Annotated in this window: 18 protein-coding genes; 8 read left to right on the forward strand and 10 right to left on the reverse strand. The window is 71.2% G+C overall.

The window, feature by feature from the left end:
- Positions 1 to 21 precede the first annotated feature (21 nt).
- Both AC1DPN_RS12810 and AC1DPN_RS12815 read left to right on the forward strand, forming a co-directional pair.
- On the forward strand, positions 22 to 510 hold the full coding sequence (locus AC1DPN_RS12810; protein ID WP_477085117.1) for a cysteine dioxygenase: 489 nt from the start codon (positions 22 to 24) through the stop codon (positions 508 to 510).
- Positions 507 to 917 (forward strand): rhodanese-like domain-containing protein, encoded by a 411-nt coding sequence (locus AC1DPN_RS12815; RefSeq protein WP_477085118.1) that lies wholly within the window; start codon positions 507 to 509, stop codon positions 915 to 917. Before AC1DPN_RS12810 ends, AC1DPN_RS12815 begins: the two co-directional genes overlap by 4 nt.
- Before the next feature lie 64 nt (positions 918 to 981).
- Here AC1DPN_RS12815 and AC1DPN_RS12820 read toward each other — a convergent pair whose 3' ends face one another.
- Positions 982 to 1,470, reverse strand: a complete 489-nt coding sequence (locus AC1DPN_RS12820) for a flavodoxin domain-containing protein (RefSeq protein ID WP_477085119.1) — start codon at positions 1,468 to 1,470, stop codon at positions 982 to 984.
- A 249-nt stretch (positions 1,471 to 1,719) separates the two neighbouring features.
- Here AC1DPN_RS12820 and AC1DPN_RS12825 point away from each other — a divergent pair, with 249 nt between their 5' ends.
- Entirely contained in the window at positions 1,720 to 4,713 is a 2,994-nt protein-coding gene (locus AC1DPN_RS12825) for a hypothetical protein (protein WP_477085120.1), read from the forward strand.
- Positions 4,714 to 4,720: 7 nt separating this feature from the next.
- On the opposite strand, the gene AC1DPN_RS12830 is transcribed toward AC1DPN_RS12825, so the two are convergent.
- The 3 genes from AC1DPN_RS12830 to AC1DPN_RS12840 all read right to left on the reverse strand — a co-directional run bounded on the left by AC1DPN_RS12830 (position 4,721) and on the right by AC1DPN_RS12840 (position 9,177).
- Entirely contained in the window at positions 4,721 to 5,773 is a 1,053-nt protein-coding gene (locus AC1DPN_RS12830) for a hypothetical protein (protein ID WP_477085121.1), read from the reverse strand.
- 83 nt (positions 5,774 to 5,856) lie between these two features.
- Complete coding sequence (locus AC1DPN_RS12835; RefSeq protein ID WP_477085122.1) at positions 5,857 to 7,842, reverse strand: purple acid phosphatase family protein; 1,986 nt, start codon at positions 7,840 to 7,842, stop codon at positions 5,857 to 5,859.
- A gap of 126 nt (positions 7,843 to 7,968) precedes the next feature.
- Positions 7,969 to 9,177: a HupE/UreJ family protein gene (locus AC1DPN_RS12840; protein WP_477085123.1), complete on the reverse strand. Its 1,209-nt coding sequence runs from the start codon at positions 9,175 to 9,177 to the stop codon at positions 7,969 to 7,971.
- A gap of 161 nt (positions 9,178 to 9,338) precedes the next feature.
- On the opposite strand from AC1DPN_RS12840, the gene AC1DPN_RS12845 reads away from it, so the two are divergent.
- From AC1DPN_RS12845 to AC1DPN_RS12855, 3 genes are all read left to right on the forward strand, one after another.
- The gene (locus AC1DPN_RS12845; protein ID WP_477085124.1) at positions 9,339 to 10,010 is read left to right on the forward strand and encodes a type 1 periplasmic-binding domain-containing protein; all 672 of its coding nucleotides are present in this window, start codon (positions 9,339 to 9,341) and stop codon (positions 10,008 to 10,010) included.
- A gap of 62 nt (positions 10,011 to 10,072) precedes the next feature.
- Complete coding sequence (gene eda / locus AC1DPN_RS12850) at positions 10,073 to 10,717, forward strand: bifunctional 4-hydroxy-2-oxoglutarate aldolase/2-dehydro-3-deoxy-phosphogluconate aldolase (protein WP_477085125.1); 645 nt, start codon at positions 10,073 to 10,075, stop codon at positions 10,715 to 10,717.
- Positions 10,718 to 10,784: 67 nt separating this feature from the next.
- Positions 10,785 to 11,411 carry a 4'-phosphopantetheinyl transferase family protein gene (locus AC1DPN_RS12855; RefSeq protein WP_477085214.1) on the forward strand — a complete coding sequence of 209 codons (627 nt, stop codon included), beginning with the start codon at positions 10,785 to 10,787 and terminating at the stop codon, positions 11,409 to 11,411.
- A gap of 81 nt (positions 11,412 to 11,492) precedes the next feature.
- Here the strand turns inward: AC1DPN_RS12855 and AC1DPN_RS12860 are convergent, their stop codons facing one another.
- The 5 genes from AC1DPN_RS12860 to AC1DPN_RS12880 all read right to left on the reverse strand — a co-directional run bounded on the left by AC1DPN_RS12860 (position 11,493) and on the right by AC1DPN_RS12880 (position 17,279).
- Positions 11,493 to 12,011, reverse strand: coding sequence for an AMIN-like domain-containing (lipo)protein (locus AC1DPN_RS12860; RefSeq protein ID WP_477085126.1), 519 nt, complete (start codon positions 12,009 to 12,011; stop codon positions 11,493 to 11,495).
- A gap of 135 nt (positions 12,012 to 12,146) precedes the next feature.
- Positions 12,147 to 14,072 (reverse strand): glycoside hydrolase family 127 protein, encoded by a 1,926-nt coding sequence (locus tag AC1DPN_RS12865; RefSeq protein ID WP_477085127.1) that lies wholly within the window; start codon positions 14,070 to 14,072, stop codon positions 12,147 to 12,149.
- Positions 14,069 to 14,959, reverse strand: a complete 891-nt coding sequence (locus AC1DPN_RS12870) for a carbohydrate ABC transporter permease (protein ID WP_477085128.1) — start codon at positions 14,957 to 14,959, stop codon at positions 14,069 to 14,071. Before AC1DPN_RS12870 ends, AC1DPN_RS12865 begins: the two co-directional genes overlap by 4 nt.
- A gap of 7 nt (positions 14,960 to 14,966) precedes the next feature.
- Positions 14,967 to 15,875 carry a carbohydrate ABC transporter permease gene (locus tag AC1DPN_RS12875; RefSeq protein ID WP_477085129.1) on the reverse strand — a complete coding sequence of 303 codons (909 nt, stop codon included), beginning with the start codon at positions 15,873 to 15,875 and terminating at the stop codon, positions 14,967 to 14,969.
- Positions 15,876 to 15,962: 87 nt separating this feature from the next.
- The gene (locus AC1DPN_RS12880; protein WP_477085130.1) at positions 15,963 to 17,279 is read right to left on the reverse strand and encodes an ABC transporter substrate-binding protein; all 1,317 of its coding nucleotides are present in this window, start codon (positions 17,277 to 17,279) and stop codon (positions 15,963 to 15,965) included.
- Between the two features lie 291 nt (positions 17,280 to 17,570).
- Between AC1DPN_RS12880 and AC1DPN_RS12885 the strand changes: the two genes are divergently transcribed.
- Positions 17,571 to 18,593 carry a LacI family DNA-binding transcriptional regulator gene (locus AC1DPN_RS12885; RefSeq protein ID WP_477085131.1) on the forward strand — a complete coding sequence of 341 codons (1,023 nt, stop codon included), beginning with the start codon at positions 17,571 to 17,573 and terminating at the stop codon, positions 18,591 to 18,593.
- Positions 18,594 to 18,708: 115 nt separating this feature from the next.
- On the opposite strand, the gene AC1DPN_RS12890 is transcribed toward AC1DPN_RS12885, so the two are convergent.
- Positions 18,709 to 18,864, reverse strand: a complete 156-nt coding sequence (locus AC1DPN_RS12890) for a hypothetical protein (RefSeq protein ID WP_477085132.1) — start codon at positions 18,862 to 18,864, stop codon at positions 18,709 to 18,711.
- Between the two features lie 113 nt (positions 18,865 to 18,977).
- Between AC1DPN_RS12890 and AC1DPN_RS12895 the strand changes: the two genes are divergently transcribed.
- Positions 18,978 to 19,961, forward strand: coding sequence for a magnesium transporter CorA family protein (locus tag AC1DPN_RS12895; RefSeq protein WP_477085133.1), 984 nt, complete (start codon positions 18,978 to 18,980; stop codon positions 19,959 to 19,961).
- Positions 19,962 to 19,963 lie beyond the last annotated feature (2 nt).

Below are 19,963 nucleotides of genomic sequence, written 5' to 3' on the forward strand. Positions count from 1 at the left end.
CGCACCCCGAGAGGCACGACCATGACCGCTCTTGCACATCCCCGCACCCTGGACGTGGGCCAGCTCAGGACGCTGACGCGTTCGATCGCCGCCCGCAACGATCTCTGGCAGCCCCTGGTCCGCTTCCAGCAGAGCGGCCGCTGGTGGACGCGGCTCGACGCCCCGAACGGGGTCGACGTCTGGCTGATCACCTGGCTCCCGTCGCAGGGCACCGAGCTGCACGACCACGGCGACTCGTCCGCGGCGTTCACCGTCGTGTCGGGAACCATCACGGAGTTCCGTCCGCACCTGGACGGCGCACTGGTCCCCCAGGAGTTCTCGACCGGACAGACCCAGACCGTGGACCCGGGCGACCTGCACGACGTGCTCAACGCCGGCAAAGAGCCGGCCGTCACGATCCACGCGTACTCGGTGCCGCTGACGCGGATGACCTACTGGACCCGGACCGCCGACGGCACCCTGGTCCCCGCGCGGGTCGTCGAGACCGACGAGCCCGAGTCGAACTCATGACCCGGACCATCGACGACGTGCTCGCCGAGGCCCGCGCCGGGCTCGACCGGCTCGAGCCGCGCGACGCGTGGGACGCTATCGAGGCCGGCGCACTCCTCGTCGACATCCGGCCCGCTGCTCAGCGCGCCGTCGAGGGCGAGGTGCCGCAGGCGGTCGTGATCGAGCGCAACGTGCTCGAGTGGCGCCTCGACCCGACCAGCGCACACCGCATCCCGGAGGCGGTCGGCTACGACGTGCAGGTGATCGTCCTGTGCTCCGAGGGGTACACCTCGAGCCTCGCCGCGGCGGCACTGAGCGACCTGGGGCTGCACCGGTCGACCGACGTGGTCGGCGGGTTCCACGCCTGGGCACGCGCCGGACTGCCCGTCACGGGCCGTGGCCCGCTGGTGGGATCCGGGGCGCACTAGTCAGACGTCGACCAGGTCACCGAGCTCTCGGCACGCGACGCCACAGCGCGCCGCCCGCCGTGTCTCAGCTCCGCAGCTGCGCGTCGACCTCGTGCGCCCACCGGTCGACGTGCTCGCCGTCGCGCCAGTCGCCTGCCGACCGCTTGGCCATCGCACTCGCCACGAGCCCCTTCGCGTCGGGCAGGAGACGACCGCCGAACGTCTGGACGCCGCGCGCGCCGATCTTCGCGGAGGCTGCCCGCACGTGCGGGACGGGCGGGATCTCACGCTCCGCGGCCGAGCCGTCGAGCGGGCCGGTCGCGACGAGCCACACAGGCCTCTCACGGAGCCCGTCCGCATGCCGCGACACGAACCGCCGGGCGTCCTTGTGCCAGGTGCCCGCATACAGGGGGCCTGCCACGACGACCGCGTCCGTGTCGGCGAGCTCCGTCACCTCGGCCGCCTCACGAACCACCGTGTCGTGGCCCAGCTCGTGCAGGCTCTCGCCGATCACCTCTGCCAACCCCTGGGTTCCCCCACGGGACGTCGCGTAGGCGACGAGCACGCGTGCCATCTCTCCTCCATCACGAACCCTGCCGGGCTGGCAGGCACGATCCCATCGTGCGACGAGCCGGTCCGTGCGAGCAGAGGCGGAGGTCCCGGATCCGACGGCGAGTGCGCTCGACACCGACTGGGCCGGTCGGGTGAATGCGGGTAACGGATCGGGCACGGTCGGCCAGTTCGAGCGGTGACGCCGCAGGTCACCGTCTCCCGACTGTGGCCTGGGACACGAACGCACGGCTGAGGTTCCTACACTGCCGCGGTGTCCCGAACTCGAGCCTGGCCCTCGCTCGTCGCTGCCGTCGTCGTGCTCGCTCTCGGCGTGGCCGTCGCGGTCGGGGTCGGAGCCGCGCTCGGGCTGACGTTCGAGCCCGCGGACACGCCGCCCGCCGTCGAGTCGACCGCGGTGCGGGCGACCCCGGCCGTGGCAGCTCCGGCGGTCGCGAGCATCCAGGTGCCCGACGACGCACGGGTCGCCCTCGCGGCGTCCGCCGTCTCTGACGCGCTCGTCGGACGTGGACAACCCGCACCTGCCGTCACGACGACCGACGCCGACCTGACCGTGCGCATCGTCGCGCCGTTCGCCGACTCGCCCGAGGCCTACCAGGTTCGCCAGGCGTCCGACGGGCGATGGACGGTGGACGCCGCCGAGCTGGCCGGCGCCGCGGCCGGGCTCTACGGGATCGCGGACCGCATCCGCTCGGGAGCCGCTCTGGACACCACCGGCGCCACGCAGGAGCCCCGGCTCGGGCTCCGGCTCACCGACGCGGGTTCGGTGGGACGCGAGGCCGACCCCGAGGCGTTCGCGTCCGGCACCGACTACTCGCTCAACACCGACGTCGTCGCGAGCGCCGTGCTGCCCGACGCGCCGTGGGTCGACCAGGGCGCGGTCGACCGCATCGACGAGCAGTTCCGCCAGCTCGTCCAGCACGCCGCGCGGACCGGGTACAACGGCGTCGTCGTGCCCGGGTTCCTCGAGTACGTGACCTTCGAGGGCGTGGGCGACGGCCACGAGGTGTACCCCGAGGGCGACCCGCACGTCGCCCGGGCCCAGGCGATGGTCGAGGCGTTCGGTCCGGTGTTCCGGTACGCGTCCGACATGGGCATGCGCGTCTACTTCCTCACCGACATGCTCGCGGTGTCACCACCGCTCGAGACGTACCTCGAGCGGACGGTCGGCGGCCTGGACGTCGACGACCCGGCGCTGTGGTCGGTCTACCAGGCGGGCCTGTCCGAGCTGTTCGAGAGCATGCCGTTCGTCGACGGGCTCATGGTCCGGATCGGCGAGGGCGGCTCGGTCTACCAAGCAGGCTGGGACTACTCCTCGAAGCTCGCCGTGACCTCGGAGTCGTCGGTGCAGGCGATGCTCGACGCCCTGCTCGAGACCGCCGCGGAGCACGACCGCGAGATCATCTTCCGCACGTGGACCGTCGGCGTCGGGGCCGTCGGCGACCTGCACACCAACCCTGCGTCGTACGAGGCGGTGCTGGGTGCGATCGACGACCCGCACCTGATCGTGTCGACCAAGTACACGATGGGCGACTTCTACAGCCACCTGCCGCTCAACCCGACGCTCCTGACGGGCTCGCACCGGCGCATCGTCGAGTTCCAGGCACGCCGGGAGTTCGAGGGCTTCGGTGCGCTCCCCAACGACCTGGTCGCCGAGGAGGCGCAGGCGCTCCAGACGTTCCTCGCGGCGAACCCGCACGTCGAGGGCGTGTGGAACTGGACGCAGGACGGCGGCCCGCTGCGCGCGGGACCCATGACGCTCTACCTGCGGACCGGCTTCTGGCAGATGTACGACCTGAACACGTACGGCACCGCCCGGCTCGCGTGGGACCCGTCGGCCGACCCGACGCAGGTCACCTCGGACTGGGTGCGGCAGACGCTCTCGGCGGACCCTGCGACGGCGGCGGCGATCACCGAGGCCCTGGGACGGTCGCGCGAGGCGATCACCCGAGGTCTGTACATCGGGCCGTACGCGGAGCAGAGCGTCAAGGCGCTCGGGCTCGAGCCGCCACCCATGATGTGGATCTTCGAGTGGGACATCGTGACCGGTGACTCCGCCGCGCTCGACAGCATCTACGCGGTGAGCCGCACCGAGCTCGACTCCGCGATCGCCGACGGGTCGGGCGCGGCCGAGATCGCCTCGGAGATGCGCGCGCAGGTCTCCGGAACCGACCCGAGCACGTGGCAGTCCCCCGAGCTCTACGACCAGCTCGTCGACGCCCTCGAGTACGAGACCGACCTCCTCAGCACGCTCGCCGCCTACCGCGAGTCCGTGCTGCGCCGGGTGGAGTGGCTCGACACCGGCAGCGCGACGGCATACGAGCAGTGGCGCTCGGCCGAGCAGGCCTTCCGCTCCGCACGCGCCGAGCACGACGAGCGGTACGCCGGGGACCTGGCGCTGCCGGCCTACAGCTTCACGGCCGCCGACCTGGGTGCCGAGCGCGCGGACCGCGACCCCGCGATGGCCTGGTGGGCCCGCGGGCTGCTCGTCGGCGTGCTGGTCGTGCTGCTGCTCGGCGCCGTCCGGCCGCGGTCGACGGCGCTGCGTGCCCTGTTTGTCGCCGTCACGCGCCCGTGGCGGCTCGGCGAGGTCCACGCGCCGACGAACCGCGTCGATCGGGTCGTCGTCTGGGCGCTGCCGGCCTTCGTGCTCGTGGCGAGCCGGCTGGTGTACACGTGGTTCGCGGCGCCCGCGCACCTCGTCGCGACGCTCGGCGCGTGGCTCGTCCTCGTCGCGATCCTGCGGCTCGTCGTCGGCCGCCGTGACCCGTTCCACCTCTGGGCGGCGCTCGGTGGCGTGGTCCTGCTGCGCACCGTCATCCTGCTCGCGTCGCTCGCGGTCCGGGGGCCCGGTCGCTACTGGTTCGGCTTCTGGACCGAGCCGACGTCGCGGACCGTCTACATCACCATCGCGTTCGCGGCGTTCTGCTGGTCGTTCGTGGTGATCGCGCTCGTGCTCCGCCGCGCCTACGGTCTGCGGACGGTCCGCGCGGTCGGCGCGACCGTCCTGGCCGGTGGGCTCACGCTCGCGATCGTCTCCGGCGGTGTCGCCGCGATCGGGCTGGAACGGGCGCTGACCGTCTGGAACGACCAGATGGCCCTCCTGCCGTGGGGGCTCTCGCGGATCCTCGGCATCACGGTGTACCTCGGCATCCCGCCCGAGCTTCCCGCGATGCTCGCGGTCGTCGGTGTCGTCCTCGCGGTCGTCGGCCTGGGTCTGACCCTCGTGCGACGTTCCACCGCCTAGACGTCCGTCAGCTCGACGACGTCGCGCGGTCACGCAGCGCGAGCTCGACGGCCTCCTGCACGCGAGCAGTCTCCTGCTCGGCCCGGCGGCGGCGACGGCGACGGACGACGCGGGCCGTGCCGACGACGGCGCCGACCACCAGCAGGACGAGCACGAGGAGCGACCACGGCACGGCCCAGGTCGAGTCGGTGGCGGTCACCGCGTCGAGAGAGGTGGCCGAGCCGGACAGGTCCGTGAGCAGCGGCGTCACGACGGCGGTCGCCGAGACGCGGAATGTCGGAGCTACGTCCTCGACAGGGACCGTGACGTCCCACGACTCCCCCGGCAGCAGCTGCGGGGGCGCCTCCTGGGCAGCGGCCGCAGCGGTGAACCAGCCGAACGGACCCGCGACGGACGCGAGCTGCTGGGCCGAGAGGATCGCGTTGCCGGTGTTGTGCAGCGTGTAGCTGACCGTCGCGTCGCCCGTCGCGAACGGGTTCAGGGTGCCGTGGTAGGCCACCGAGACGTCCTCGACCGCAAGGCTCGGCCGCAGCTCGCCACCCACGTGGAGCGTGATCCGGACGCCGAGCCGCCGGTCCACGTTGATGCCCGCCTCCTCGTCCGACTGGGCCAGCGAGGTGACGACCCCGCCGACGTAGTCCCCGGGGGTCGCGTCCTGCGGAACCTGCACGCTGAAGGGCACGTCGACCGTCTGGCCCGACTCGACGGTGACGGTGTCGATGTCGGTGTCCACCCATGCACCGACGCCGGTCGACGTGTCCTGCGTCGTGAGCAGGTCGAGCTGACCGCTCTCCGTCGTGTACCCGTCAGCGGCGTAGACCGCGAGGTCCAGGGCCGTCGCGCCGCGGTTCGCGACGACGAGGGTGTCGTCCACCGCCGCCCCGGGGTTCACGGTGTACGTGAAGCTCGTCCGGTCGGCGCCGAGCGCGTTGGAGCCGGTTCGCACGGTCCAGGTGACGTCGTTCTCGCCCGCCGCGTTCGCGGGGGCGGTGAAGCCGAGCACAGCCAGAGCGGCGACGCCCACGGTGACGAGGGCGGTACGGACGAGTCGTGCGTGCATCAAGAGAGTCCTTCAGAGTCGAGAGACGGGACATCCGGTGGGTGGGCGTACGAGGCGCCCACCCACCGGTCAGCAGACCGAGATCAGCTGCTCAGTGCCGTGATGGTGAGCGTGGCGCGGTACGAGCCCTTGGCCACCTCACCCGGGATCTTCAGGTCCAGGTCGGCGCCGAGCTTGGCCGTGCCCTTGTCGTGGCCCTGGCTCGCCGAGCCGAGGCCACGCGAGATCGACAGGCCGCTGCCGCCACCGGCGTACCCGGAGACGACCGACTCGCCTGCGGTCGCACCCGCACCGGCCTCGACGACCTTGGGCGTCCAGCCGAGGTTGGCGCCCGAGAACGTCTTGGTGCCGTCCTTGAAGTCGCCGACCGCGGCGGAGATCGACCACGGGGCCTTGCTGTGGCGCGAGTCGGTCACGGCGATCGGGTTGATCTGACCGGTCGCCTCGAAGTAGCTGCCGTCGTGCTCGACCGCCGTGCCGAGGTTGACCAGGCCGTTGTAGCCGTCGATCGTCCAGCCGAACTCACCGGGGGCCGCGTTGGGAACCGCGACCTGGATGGACTGGCCGGAGCCCTGGTAGGGGTGCACGGTCACCGAGTCGGTCACGGAACCGACCGGCTGCGTCTGCGTCGTGGCGTCGCACGGCACGTTGCCGAGCTCGGCGGCCGCGTTGGGCGCGGCGCAGTTGCCGCTCCGGACGTTCTCGACGACGAGCTTGTCGGCCCGGACCTGGACCTTGACGTACGAGCGCACGTGCTCCTGGTTCTGCGACGAGTTGTACCAGTAGCTGCTCGGGTTCAGCGGGTCCGCGCCGTTGCCGGCACCGCTGGTGCCGCTGGCGTCCGGGGCCGTGATGTCGTAGTACTTCGAGCCGGAGGCCGAGTTGCCCGTCACGTACAGGACGCCACCGGGACCGGCGAACACGTCAGCCGCACCCGGCTGCTCGGTGGGGTCGGCCTTCGCGCCGTTCTTGATGAGGTAGCTGCGCGTGTAGACGTGGTCGTGACCCTGCAGGACGAGGTCGACGCCGAGGTTCGAGAACGTGGTCGGGAAGTCGACCCGACGCACCTTGTTGTCGGCGTCCTTGGCGTGCGCCGCCGCGGAGTAGATCGAGTGGTGGTAGACGAGGACCGTGTACTTGGCCTCGGCGCCGTGCTGGTCGACCACGTTGGTGACGTACGCGAGGTGTGCCGCGTCGCCGCCACCACCCTGCGCGGTGGCGTAGGAGTTGCTGTTCAGGTCGATGAACAGGACGTCCTTGTAGATGTACCAGTAGTCGCCACCGGACTGGGCGCCGGCAGGGTTGCCGTTCGCGTACAGCCCCCCCGAGCGGTCGGTGTTCGGCGTGTACAGGTGCTGCTCGTACGCCTTGCCGCCGACGTCGTGGTTGCCGATCGTCGCCGCCCACGGGTACTGGCGCAGCTTGTCGGGCGCGAGGAACGCGGTCCACTGCGACTCGGTGTTGGCCGTCTCGACCTGGTCACCGCCCGACACGAGGAGCTCGGCGTTCGGGTTGGCCGCGAGCGACACGTCGAGCGTGTCCTGCCAGCCGGCCTGGTCCTTGGCCACGTTGCCCGACGCGCCGATCTGCGGGTCGCCGTAGAACAGGAAGTCGTAGTCGCCGTCGAACGACTGGGTCCTGAAGGAGTACGTCGCCGACCAGCCGCTGGTGTCGGAGCCGACGCGGTAGGAGTAGACGGTGTTCTCGGCGAGGCCCGCGAGCGTCGCGTGTCGGTTGAAGCCACCGCTGGACGCGATGTTCGCACCGCCGACACCCGCGACGGTCACGGCGGACGCCGGGAACGCGCCCGCGACGAGGGACGAGGTCGGGGCGAGCTGGACGCCCTGCGCGGCGTCGACCGACGAGTACCAGGTCACGATGCGCTGCGTCTCGTCGGCGCCGACGCCGAGGACGACCCCGGTGAGGCTGGCCGGGTCGTCGGCCATGGCGGGCGTGGAGATGGCGATCCCCCCGAAGACGCACGTGGCGCCGACGGCGAGGGCGGTGAGGCGTACAGACATCCGGTGCCGGGCTGCCCGGCGCTCGGGTGTCACGCTGATCGAAGACATGCGTCGTCCGTTCTCTTCGAGAATGGCTGAGTGGTGCCTGTGTGGCGGGTCTCACCCTGGCGAGGCCAGGTGAACCCCCGGCCAACTCGTGCGATCCGCCCGGTTGCCCGTGCCGGAACGGTTGCCTCAGGTGCCCAGCAGGCGCTCGACGAACCAGACCAGGCCCATGACGGTCACGCCCGCGGCGACCAGGCCGGTGATCCACAGACCCGTCCGGGGTGCCCGGTAGCGCGTCATGGTGAGCATGGGGAACAGCAGCAGGATGATCGAGATCTGCACGATCTCGATGCCGACGTTGAACACCAGCAACGACCAGAGCAGGGTCCACGACCACGGCTCGTCGATCCCGAGCGCTCCCGCGAACCCGAGGCCGTGCACCAGCCCGAAGCCGAACACGACGGCGAGCCGGATCCACCCGGCTCGGTCGAGCCCGAGGTGACCACCGTCGGTCGTGTCGATCTCGGTGGCCCTGCTGCCGTGCTTCCAGATCCGCCACAGGTACCAGCCCGCGACCACGGCGATCGACAGCGCGATGACGGGCTCGACGATCCGCGTCGGAACGCTGATCACCCCGGTCGCGGCCAGGATGAACGTCACCGAGTGGGCGATCGTGAACGTCGTCGCGGCGAGCACGATCTCGCGGAGCCGGCGAGATCCGGCGATGAGCGCGAGCAGGAACAGGATGTGGTCGATGCCGGTCAGCAGGTGCTCGGCGCCCAGGTGGAAGAACTCCCAGAACCGCTCGGGGGTGGTCTGCTCGGTGGAGAACGTCGGCTGCGCGCCGTCGGTCGCGGCGCTGCCCTGCTGCCCGTCGATCTCGTAGGTGAGGATCGTCTTGGCGTCGCGGACGTAGCCCTCGTCGTCGCCGAAGAGCGTCGTGGTCACCTCGTGCGAACCGTCCGACGTGGCGCAGTCGTGGTCGAGGACGAGGACCGCGTACGGCACGCCCTCGCGCTGGGTGACGGTCGCGTCGCCGACCTGCGACGGCGAGCAGACCTCGTCGGCCGACGAGACCGAGAAGCCGCCCGTGACGTAGGCCAGGACGGTGTCCGCGTGCGCCGCGAGCGCTGCCGCCTGCTCCTGCGGGTCCCCGTCCTCGAACGCCACGGTGCCGTCCTGGAAGAGAGCGTCGTCCTGCTCCGCGTCGGCGGCGGACACCACGAGCAGGTCGTACTCGAGGTCGAGCTGGGTGCGCACCGTGCCCTGCCCGGCCGCCGTGACGTCGACGAAGATGCTGGTGCTGAAGCCGTGCGCGGCGGCCGGAGACGCGCCGAGAGCGGCGAGCCCCAGAAGACCCAGGCAGACGAGCACGGAACGCCGGGCGGCGCGGGGCATGGAGGCTCCTTCGGTTGGCCTGCGCACCGTCCACCTCCGGGATGAACGCGAGACGGACCACCGGCGAACACCCGCGGAACGTCGTCCGCAGGCGACCAGCGGGCCTCTGACCTGGGGTAGGACTGGACCCGCTCCTCCCGCTCACAAAGGACGATCACGCAGTGTTCGCACGACTACGCACGGTCGCGGCGCCTGCCGCGGCAGCGGTCCTGACGGTCTCTCTGCTCGCGGGTTGCGCCGCCGACGCCTGGTCTCAGCCCGGGACGGCCCCCTCGGCAGTCGGCACGCTGGGCCCCGGCTTCAGCGACCCGTCCGCACCGCCGAGCCCCGAGGCGACGATCGCGCCGGAGCCGGGCTCGTGGGACGAGGTGCGCCCGTCGCAGGGCTACCGTGTCGTCCTTCTGTCGGCCGGCGACGACGCACCGACGCGCACGCTGGTCGACGCCGTGACGGACTGGGCGCACGACGGGGACGTCGCGCTCAAGACGGTCGTGGTCGACGACGGTGACTACATCGGGGGTATCACGGCCGCCATGGCAATGCAGCCCGACCTCGTCGTCAGTGCGGGCGACGCGCTCGTCGACCCGCTGGCCGTCGTGACCGCGAACCATCTGGACCAGCAGTTCCTCGTCGTCGGCGCGGAGGTGGCCGAGCCGACCCACAACGTCACCGCGGTCGACTGGACCGGCGCGGCGTTCCGCGGCGAGGGCCTCGGTGCGGCGTCGGCGAGCGACCCCGACACGTTCACGCCCGAACGCAGTGCCGCCGCCATCCGGGCGGGAGTGGCGGCGGTGCTGAGCGGCATGACCGGGATCGTGCTCTGGATCGACTAGCTCTACGGTGGCCGGGTGGCTCCACTCGACAGCAGCCGGCCCGACGCGGGCGGGACGGGCCGGTGACCGACGTCCTCGGCACCCTGCAGCGCTACGGCGTCGTGCCCGTGGTGGTCATCGACCGCGCGCTCGACGCCGACTACCTGGCCGAGGCGCTCGTCGGCGGCGGCCTCCCCATCGCCGAGGTGACGCTGCGGACGCCCGCCGGGATCGCCGCGATCCGCACGCTCGCCCTGCGGGGCGACACCCTGGTCGGCGCCGGGACGGTGCTCACGGCGACCCAGGTGGACGAGGTCGTCGACGCGGGCGCCACCTTCGTCGTCTCCCCCGGCATGTCTCGGGCCGTGGTGGAGAGGTGCCTCGAGCTGGGCGTCACCGTGGTGCCCGGTGCGGTGACGGCCACCGAGGTGATGGCGGCGCTCGACCTGGGGCTCGACTGCGTGAAGTTCTTCCCGGCCGAGACGTCCGGAGGCGTGGCAGCGGTCGAGGCGCTCGGAGCGCCGTTCGCGGGGATGCGCGTCCTACCGACAGGCGGCGTCGGACCGCACAACGCAGCCGCGTACCTCGCCGTCCCGGCCGTGATCGCCGTGGGTGGCTCGTGGATGGTGTCCCGCAGCCTGCTGCAGGCCCGGGACGTCACGGCGATCGCCCGCCTGTGCCGCGAGTCGGTCGAGATCGTGACCCGCTCCCGGAAGGGGTCGCGCTGATCGGCTCGGTCGCCGTCGCGCGGTCCGGCGCGCGTGGTGCGCGGACACTGCCAGACTGACAGTCGTGATGGAGCAGGTGCTGCCCCCCGACGTCGTCGTCGCCGAGCATCGAGGAACACCCCTGCCCGGAACGCTCTTCCCCGAGGAGGAGGCGTCGGTCGCGCGGGCCGTGCCGGCCAGGCGGGCCGAGTACGCGGCAGTCCGCGCCTGCGCTCGCACGGCGCTCACCGAGCTCGGGCCCGGTCCCGTGGCCGTGCCGTCGGGTCCCGACCGGGCACCCGTGTGGCCACCCGGAGTCGTCGGGAGCATGACCCACTGCGACGGGTACCGGGCGGCGGCGGTCGGGCACGCAGACGCGTGGGCGGGCATCGGCATCGACGCCGAGGTCCTCGCGCCCCTGCCCCCGGAGACCGTCTCGCTGATCATGAGCGACGCGGAGCGCGACGCGCTCGCCGACCTCGACCCGGGCACCTGTCCCGACCGGATCCTGTTCTCCGCCAAGGAGTCGGTCTACAAGGTGTGGTCGCCGATCGTGAAGTCCTGGCTCGGGTTCGAGCACGTGGACGTCCGCATCGGCCCCGGCACGTTCACCGCGCGCCTGCGGGTGCGCGGGCTCGGCACGGACCTGCTGCACGGACGCTGGGCCGTCGGCGACGGCCTCGTCGTCAGCGCCGTCGCCCTGCCCCGGGCCTGATCTCGGGCTGTCTTCGCAGAGAAGGACCACGGGCGAGCGCCTCGTCGTTGCGGCGCCCGCCCGTGTCGTCGTCGGCACCCGCTACCAGCGGTGGGCGACGTCCACCACGAGTCGCGACGCGGACCCCGGGCCGTCCAGGGTGAACACGCGGAACGGGAGCCTGGCCCGGACACCGAGCCCGAAGGACGTGTACCCCTCGAACGAGCCCGCGAAGACGACCTGTCGGAACGTCCGGTAGCCGGAGACGTCGCGCAGCTCGAGCCGGTTGGCGGGGGCGTAGGCAGACGGGTCGTTGACGGTGATCTGCAGTGCTGCTCCCCCGCGCGTCGGGATCGTGGCTCCGGACCCGTCCTGCGTCACGTGGGCGACGTACCGCACGGTGTAGCCGCCGACGTCACCCGCGACGTCGACGACGAACCGGTCGTAGCAGGTGTGCTGTCCGGTCCGGACGTTGCTGACCGGTGCCTGAGAGAGCCCGGGAGCCGACTTCGCGAGCGAACCCCAGACGATCCCGCAGTAGGGCGCCGCGCTGGCGGCAGGAACGGGCGCGAGCACGAGCACGCCCAGCAGGAGAACGATCGACAGGAACGCACGGCGCACGGCACGACCTCCTCGTCGCACGGGCACCACGTCGGGGTGCCCGACGATCCCAGGGTAGGCCCGTTGAATGGGGACATACCGGGTGAAAACGTCCGAGGCGGGTGCGACCCTCACTCGCGCACCCGCCTCCGACGATCAGACCACCGGGATCCAGACCCGCATCGTCGACGGTCCCCGGTTCGCCCAGTCGTGGTAGGCGATCAGGGACACCTCCGCGCTCCCAGCGTGCCCGTGCTCCTCGTCGGCCGGGCCTCCGTACGGCCAGCTACCGTCCGCCGGCCGGTCGAGCGCGAGGGTGGCCAGGACGCGGCCCTCGGACTCCCGCAGCGGCACGGCACGGTCGAGGCGGACGTCGGAGAGCTCGGCCACCAGACCTGCCTCGCCGAGGTCCACCGACTCGAGGCAGAGCACCACCGGGCCACGTTCGACCGCGACGCAGCCGCGCACCGCGTCGATCCGCGGGTCCGCGACCGACAGGCGCGGCCCGACCGGCAGCGTCAGCTCGATGACGTCCCCGGCCTCGAACTGCCGGCGCACCGTGATGGCGCCCCTCGGCGCCGGGCGCACACCCTCCGGCGTCCGCACCGTCGCGCCGACCGCCCATCCCGGCACCCGGAGCGACAGGTTCCACGGCTCGGGCGACGACTCGGCGACGGTCACCCGGATGACGCCGTCGTCCGGGTACTGCGTCTCCACGTCGACCGCGATCGTCCGTCCGTCGGCCAGTGACGTGCGGATGCGAGCAGGCGCGTACTGATGGATCTGCAGGCCCTCGTCGTCCGTGGTCGCGACGTACGCGGCCAGGCTCGCGAGCGTCCGGGCGACGTTGGGCGGGCAGCACGACACCGCGAACCACGGCGCGCGCAGCGACGACGACGCGCGTGGCACGGCGACGTCCGTCGCGGGAACCGTGCCCGGACGCCGCTGGTGGAGCGTGTTCGTGTAGTAGAACGCGTTGCCCTCGTGCGAGGGCGACGTCGCCACCACGTTGTAGAGGGTCCGCTCGACCAGGTCCGCGTAGCGCGGCAGACCCTCGGCGAGCAGGAGCCGCCACGAGAACATGATCGAGCCGACGCCCGCGCACGTCTCGGAGTAGGCCCGGTCCGGCGGGAGCACGAAGTCGTCACCGAACGACTCGTCCATGTGGTGGGAACCCTGACCGCCCGTGATGTACGTGCGGCGAGCGACCGTGTTCTCCCACTGGGTCACCAGCGCGCCGAGCAGCTCGCGGTCGTCGTTCTCGATCGCCACGTCGACTGCGCCCGCCGCGAGGTAGTTGGCCCGGACCGCGTGGCCCCGCAGCACCGTGGCCTTCCGCACCGGCACGTCGTCCTGGTAGTAGGCCCGGCCGAACTCGATGTCGCGGAGGGTTCCGGTGCCTCGGCGCTCGACGAACAGCGCAGCCTGCTCGAGGTAGCGGCGCTCCCCCGTCGCCCGGCCGAGCTCGGCGATCGCCGGCTCGATCTCGGCGTGGCCGCACACGGCGACCCGCCCGTCGGGTCCGAACGTCGCGACGACGTGGTCGGCCGCCCGTCGCGCGACGTCGACCAGTCCGTCCGAGGCGTCGGGCCGCGTCCGCAGACGGGCGACCGCCGCCTGGAAGAGGTGGCCGTAGCAGTAGAGCTCGTGACCCCACTCGAGGTCGGTGTAGCGCGCGGCCTGACCGGGACGGCCGAACGCCGTGTTGAGGTACCCGTCCGCCTCCTGCGCCGCCGCGACCCGGGCCACCAGGGCCTCGAACCGTGCGTCCAGGTCCGCGTCGTCGGTGCGACCGATCTCCCAGGCCATGGCCTCGAGGAGCTTGTAGACCTCGGAGTCGGAGAACTCGCGCCCGGTCCGGCTGCCGAGGGTGCCTGCGGCGGCGGCATCGAAGTTGCCGATCCACCCCTCGCGCTCGAGCCAGTGCTCGATGTGCGCCAGGGTCTCGGCGTGGTTGACCGCCTGGCGCTGCGCCCAGAAGCCGCCCGTGATCGTGACCTCGGCGAGGCCGAGGGGCCTCAGCGCGCCGCGCGAGGGGGCGACCGGCGTTGCCGCGGTCGTCGTGGTGGTGGTCATCGTCATCCCTTGAGCGCACCCGACATGAAGCCGCGCACGTAGTGTCGTTGGAGCAGGAGGAAGAGCACGATGCAGGGCACTGCGAGCACGACCACGCCCGCCTCGGTGGCGCCGTAGTCGACGACTCCCTGCACCTGCACGCGGAGGTTGGACACGGCCAGCGGGAGCGTCATCTTGTTCGTGTCGTTGATGAGGATCAGCGGCGCGAAGAAGTCGTTCCATGCCGCGAGGAACGCGAACAGGCCCACCGTGATGAGGCCCGGCCGGACGGCCGGCAGCAGGACGCGCCGCAGGGCGGCGAACGACGAGCACCCGTCGACGAGGGCAGCCTCGTCGAGCTCGCGCGGCACCGACTCGAACGAGATCCGCATCATGAACGTGGAGAACGGCAGCTGGAACATGGTGAGCACGAGCGCGACACCGACCAGCGAGTTCGACAGCCCCACCTTGTTCAGCAGGACGTACAGCGGGATCAGCAGCGACGCGTACGGGACCATGAGGATCGCGAGCGTCAGCATGAAGAGCAGGTTGCGACCCGGGAACCGGAACCGCGCGAACGCGTAACCGCCCAGCGTCGAGATCAGCAGCGTCAGGATCACGCACAGCCCGGACACGATCACCGAGTTGGCGAGGTACTGCCAGATGCCTGCCTGGTAGTGCGCGAGCGTCACGTAGTTGCCGAAGCCCCAGCCATCGACCTGCCCCGTGCCCGGGTGCGGAGACACCGACGAGACCGAGGTCCACACGAGCGGGTAGAGGAAGATCAGCGCGATCGCCCCGGAGAACACCCAGAACGGCGTACGCATGGCGACGCCCCCGATGCGGGTGGTCGGCGCGACGCGCGGGGCGGTGACGGAGCGGCGTGCGGTCGTCGTGTCTGTCGTCGTCGTCATGGCGGCCTCAGCTCTCGTTCGAGTCGCGGAAGACCCGCAGCTGGACGGCGTTGATGACGACGAGGGCGATGAGCACCATCACGGAGAGGGCCGCTGCGACACCGAGGTCGTTCTGGCCCTGGAACGCGACCGAGTAGATGAGCTGGACCACCGTGATGGTGCTGTTGTCCGGGCCACCCTTGGTGAGGATGTAGAACTGCTCGAAGGCCAGGAGCGACCCGGTCACGCACAGGATGGTCGTCAGGGCGATGGTCGGCTTCAGCAGCGGGATCGTGATCCGTCGGAACGTGTTCCACGGGCTGGCGCCGTCCATGCGGGCCGCCTCGTAGATCTCGTGCGGGATCGCCTGCAGGCCGACCAGCATGAGCAGCATGTAGAACCCCGCGAACCGCCAGACGACCAGGAACAGGGTCGAGGCGAGCGCAGCGTTCGGCGAACCGAGGAAGGTCCAGCCGAACTGCTTCATGAGCGGGGCGAACGGTCCGGCGATCGGCGAGTACAGGACGTAGAACAGGAGCGACGCGGACGCGAGGCCGAGCGCGCTCGGCACCAGGAACGACGTGCGCAGGAAGCCCTTCCAGCGCGAGGACTCCTGCACCATGAGCGCGAGCCCGAGCCCGAGGCTGATGAGCAGGATCGTCGCGAGGACCGTGTACTTCAGCGTGAACAGAATGGAGTCGAAGAAGAACCGGTTGTTCACAGCGTTCGTGTAGTTGTCGGGGAAGTTGATCCCCTGGTCGCCGGCCAGCAACGGCCACTGCGACGCGCTCATCCGGAAGACCAGGATCAGCGGGATGATGAACAGGACGAGCACGAACAGCGCCGTCGGCGAGGCATAGGCCCAGCCCCGCAGGCGCGAGCCGTTGGCTCTGCGGTTGGTGGTGGCCGCGGCGAGCCGGGCGGTCTGGAGCGTCATGGGGTACCTCTCGTGCGGTGGTTCGGGGGCCGCCCGCCGGTGGGGCCGAGTGCCTTCGGGCACCCACCGGCAGGGCGGTCGGGAGGACTACTGCGCGAGCACCGAGGTGATCTCGTCGTTGTCCTGGTCCACCGACGCGCCGTCCCCGAGGACGGCGTTGCGCACGAGGGTCAGCCACGGGCTGTCGGGCGCGTTGAACGCCTGCTGGAAGTTCAGGGAGACGGGGGTGTCGCCCTGGCCCGCCACCGTGTTGATGGTGACGAGACGCGGGTCCTTCTGGGCGTACTCGTTGTCGGCCAGGTCGCTGCGCGAGACGACGTCGTTGTCCTTGGCGAGGACCCCGACCTGAGCGTCCTCGGACATCATCCAGGACAGGAAGTTCCACGCCTGAGCTGCGTTGGTCGAGTCCTTCGAGACGCCGATGCCGTCACCGCCGACGAACGTGGAAGCCCCGCCCTCGGGTCCGGGGATGCCGGCGACGCCGACGTCGAAGCCCGTGGTCGACGACAGCAGGGTCGCCGGATAGAACATCTGGCCGACCTTGCCCTCGGTGAAGCCCGCGGTCCACGTGGGGCCGGCCTCGTCCTTGGACGACGGGAGCACGGCGCCCGCGTCCCACATCTCCTTCCAGTCCGAGTAGATGTTCTTGGCCGTGTCGCTGGCCAGGAGAGACTCGGTCCCCTCAGGGTTCATGACCTGCTCGCCGTCGGCCCAGACCGACGGGAACCACGTGAACACGAGGCAGCCGCCGCAGTTCAGGCCCGTCGCGGTGCCGTAGGTGTCCGGCTTGTTGAGCGCCTGGATCGCCTTGGCGTTCGCCACGTACTCGGTCATGTTGGCCGGCGGGGTCTCCGGGTCGAGACCGGCCTCCTTGTAGAGGTCCTTGTTCCAGAACAGCATCGACAGGTCCAGCACGAACGGCAGCACGTGCTCCTTGCCGTCCTGCGTGCCGGCGGTCAGGTGGCCCTTGTTGATCGCGTCCTTGTACGACAGCGCGTCGATCTGGCTCGTCAGGTCCTGGAAGAGGCCCTGCTTGACCCAGTTGGGCACGTAGACGATGTCTGCGGCGAACAGGTCGGGCAGGTCGCCCGACCCGGCGGCCGCGCCGACCTTGGCCACGTAGTCGTCGTTCGGGACGACCGTGAGCTCGACCTGGTTCTCGTGGGACGCGTTGTACGCGTCGACGAGAAGGTTGGCCTGCTTCTCCAGGGGGGCACGGGTCCAGAGCGTCAGCGTCGTGCCGTCGTCGGTGCCGTCGGTGCCCGCGGTCACCTCCGCGCTCGCGCCGCCGGTGCTGTCGGAGTCTTTGGCGCTGGTGCACGCCGTCAGGCTGACCAGCAGGCCAGCGGTGACGAGACCGGCGAGCAGGCCTCGACCTGTCGACCGGGTGCGGGTGATCCTCATGCTGTCTCCTCGTGCTCTTCGTCGAGCGGGGGCCGTCGTCGGCACCCCAGGGGTTCATGGGGCGAAACGCCTTATCGGTGTCGGACTCCCTGACGCACCGCCGGCCCGCTCCTGAGGCACGGGACCTGCTTGCCTGCTGGGAACGGGGTCACGACAGCATTTCCGAAACTCACCGAAAAGGTTTTCTGAAGATAGATCGACCAAGGGTGGCGCGTCAACCACCTTCGGCGGTTACAGTTCGATCACGACGCGACGGGGCGAGCCCCCGCCGCACCGACACGAGGGGGTCCAGTGGCACGCACACCGCCCGCGCGCGCGGTCACGCTCTCGGACGTCGCCCGGTTGGCCGGCGTGTCCGTGGCGACCGCCTCGAAGGCGCTCAACGGCCGTGACCAGGTCAAGGACTCGACCCGACAGCGGGTCGTCGACGCCGCCGAGCAGCTCTCGTTCGTCCCGAACCCGATCGCACGCAGCCTGCTGGCCGGGCGCACGAGCACAGTCGGCCTGCTGACGAGCGACCTCGAGGGTCGGTTCGTCATCCCGATCCTGATGGGCGCCGAGGACGCGTTCGGCGCCGGGCAGGTCAACGTGTTCCTCTGCGACGCGCGCGGAGACACGATCCGCGAGCAGTACCACCTGAAGGCGCTGCTGACCCGGCGCGTGGACGGTCTGATCGTCGTGGGACGCCAGACCGACCCCCGGCCGTCGCTCGGTCACGACATCCCTGTGCCGGTGGTCTACGCCTACGCACCGTCCGACGACCCGTCGGACCTGTCGATCACGCCCGACAACGTGCTGGCCGGACGGATGGCCGTCGAGCACCTCGTCTCGTGCGGACGCACCCGCATCGCCCACATCACCGGCGAGCACGCGTACGCCGCGGCGCGCGACCGTGCCGACGGCGTCCGCTCCGCGCTCCAGGACGCCGGCCTCGGGCTCGTCGGCGAGGTCATGTACAGCGAGTGGTCGGAGCGCTGGGGTCGCGACGCCACCGCCATGCTCCTGGCCCAGCACCCGGACGTCGACGCGATCCTGTGCGGGTCCGACCAGATCGCACGCGGTGCGCTCGACACGGCGCGCGACCTCCAGCGAGCCGTGCCCGACGACATCGCCGTCATGGGGTTCGACAACTGGGAGGTGCTGACGACCAACGCGCGCCCGGAGCTCACCAGCATCGACGCCAACCTGCAGCACCTCGGGCGCACGGCGGCGCAGCGCGTCTTCGCGGCCCTGGACTCCGGGGAGGTCGGCTCGGGGACCGAGTACGTGGCCGGTCGCCTGGTCATCCGCGGCTCGACCGTCGCGCGCCGCTGAGCGGAGGCACACCGGTCGGCAGGCTCGTGCGCGCCATCGCTCACCTCCGAGGAGTCCAGGAATGTGAACGTTAACATCGCGCCTGCCCAGCGATGTCGAGCGTGCTCGAACCGTCCTAGGTGTCGGACCGGTTTCTCGCCGAGAGCCCGCCGATGGCCCCCAGGACCACGAGGAACACCCCGATCCACAGCAGGATGCGCGCCGGTTCGACGGCGGCGCCGAGCGCGCCCAGGGCGACGCCGGCAAGGATGAGGATCAACCAGGAGGGCACACGCGAGCCTCTCACGACAGGCTCGGCCCGCCCGGACCTCTCCCCCTGTTCCTCTGCACGGCGCGCGGCACGCGCGACCTCCTGGCAGTCTCGGGTCAGGGAGGTCGACGAGCGTGGACGTTCACCTGATCACGACGGACGGCGTGCGCGACGCGACGGCCGACGAGCTTCCGGCGCTCCTCGCCGCCAAGCGGGGGATCGTGTGGGTCGACGTCCCCGAGTGGGACGCCGAGGCTGCCGAGGTGCTCCCCCGGGTCTTCGGGCTGCACCCGCTGGCGGTGCACGACATGGAGGTCCGCAACCGGCTGCCCAAGCTGCACGCCTACCCGGAGTCCCTGCTCCTGATCCTGCACGCCCCGGAGCGCGGCGCCGCGGGTCACGTGCACCACGTCGAGCTCGACCGCGTGATCGGCCCGCGGTACCTGGTCACGGTGCACGGTCCCGTGAACCCGGCGGTCACCCGCGAGGTCGCGCTCCGCGACACCGCGGAGGTCCTCGCACGTCTCCGCTCCGGCCGGCTGCGGCCCCGCACGTCGTTCGACATCTCGCACGCCATCGTCTCGACGCTCACACGGCACATGGAGCGGTTCGTCGAGGAGCTGACGTCCGACGTCTGGGAGCTCGAGCGTCGCGTCACCGACGGCGGGTACGACGACCCCGAGAAGTTCCTCGACGAGATGTTCCGCACGCGGCACGGCCTGCTGGCGATCCGCACGATCGCGGCCCAGACGGCCGAGATCTACCGGCGCCTCGCGGGCATCCCTCGCGCCGTGCCCGAGGAGAGCCGGCACCTCGTCACCGACCTGGTCGACCAGTTCGACCGCATCGCCGGACTGGCCTCCGAGGAGAAGGACTACCTGCAGGGCGTCATCGAGTTCTACCGCGCACGCACCGAGACCAAGATGACGATCGCCGCCGAACGGCTCGCGGTGATCGCCGTGGTCACCCTGCCCATCACCGCTCTGGCCTCCGTGCTCGGCATGAACGTGATCGTCAACCAGCACACGACACCGATCCCGCTCGCCGTGGCGCTGGCGGTCATGATCACGATGTCGGCGGGGCTGCTGTGGTGGGCGAAGCGCCAGGACTGGTGGTGACG

Source organism: Cellulomonas sp. P4_H4 (assembly GCF_056400865.1).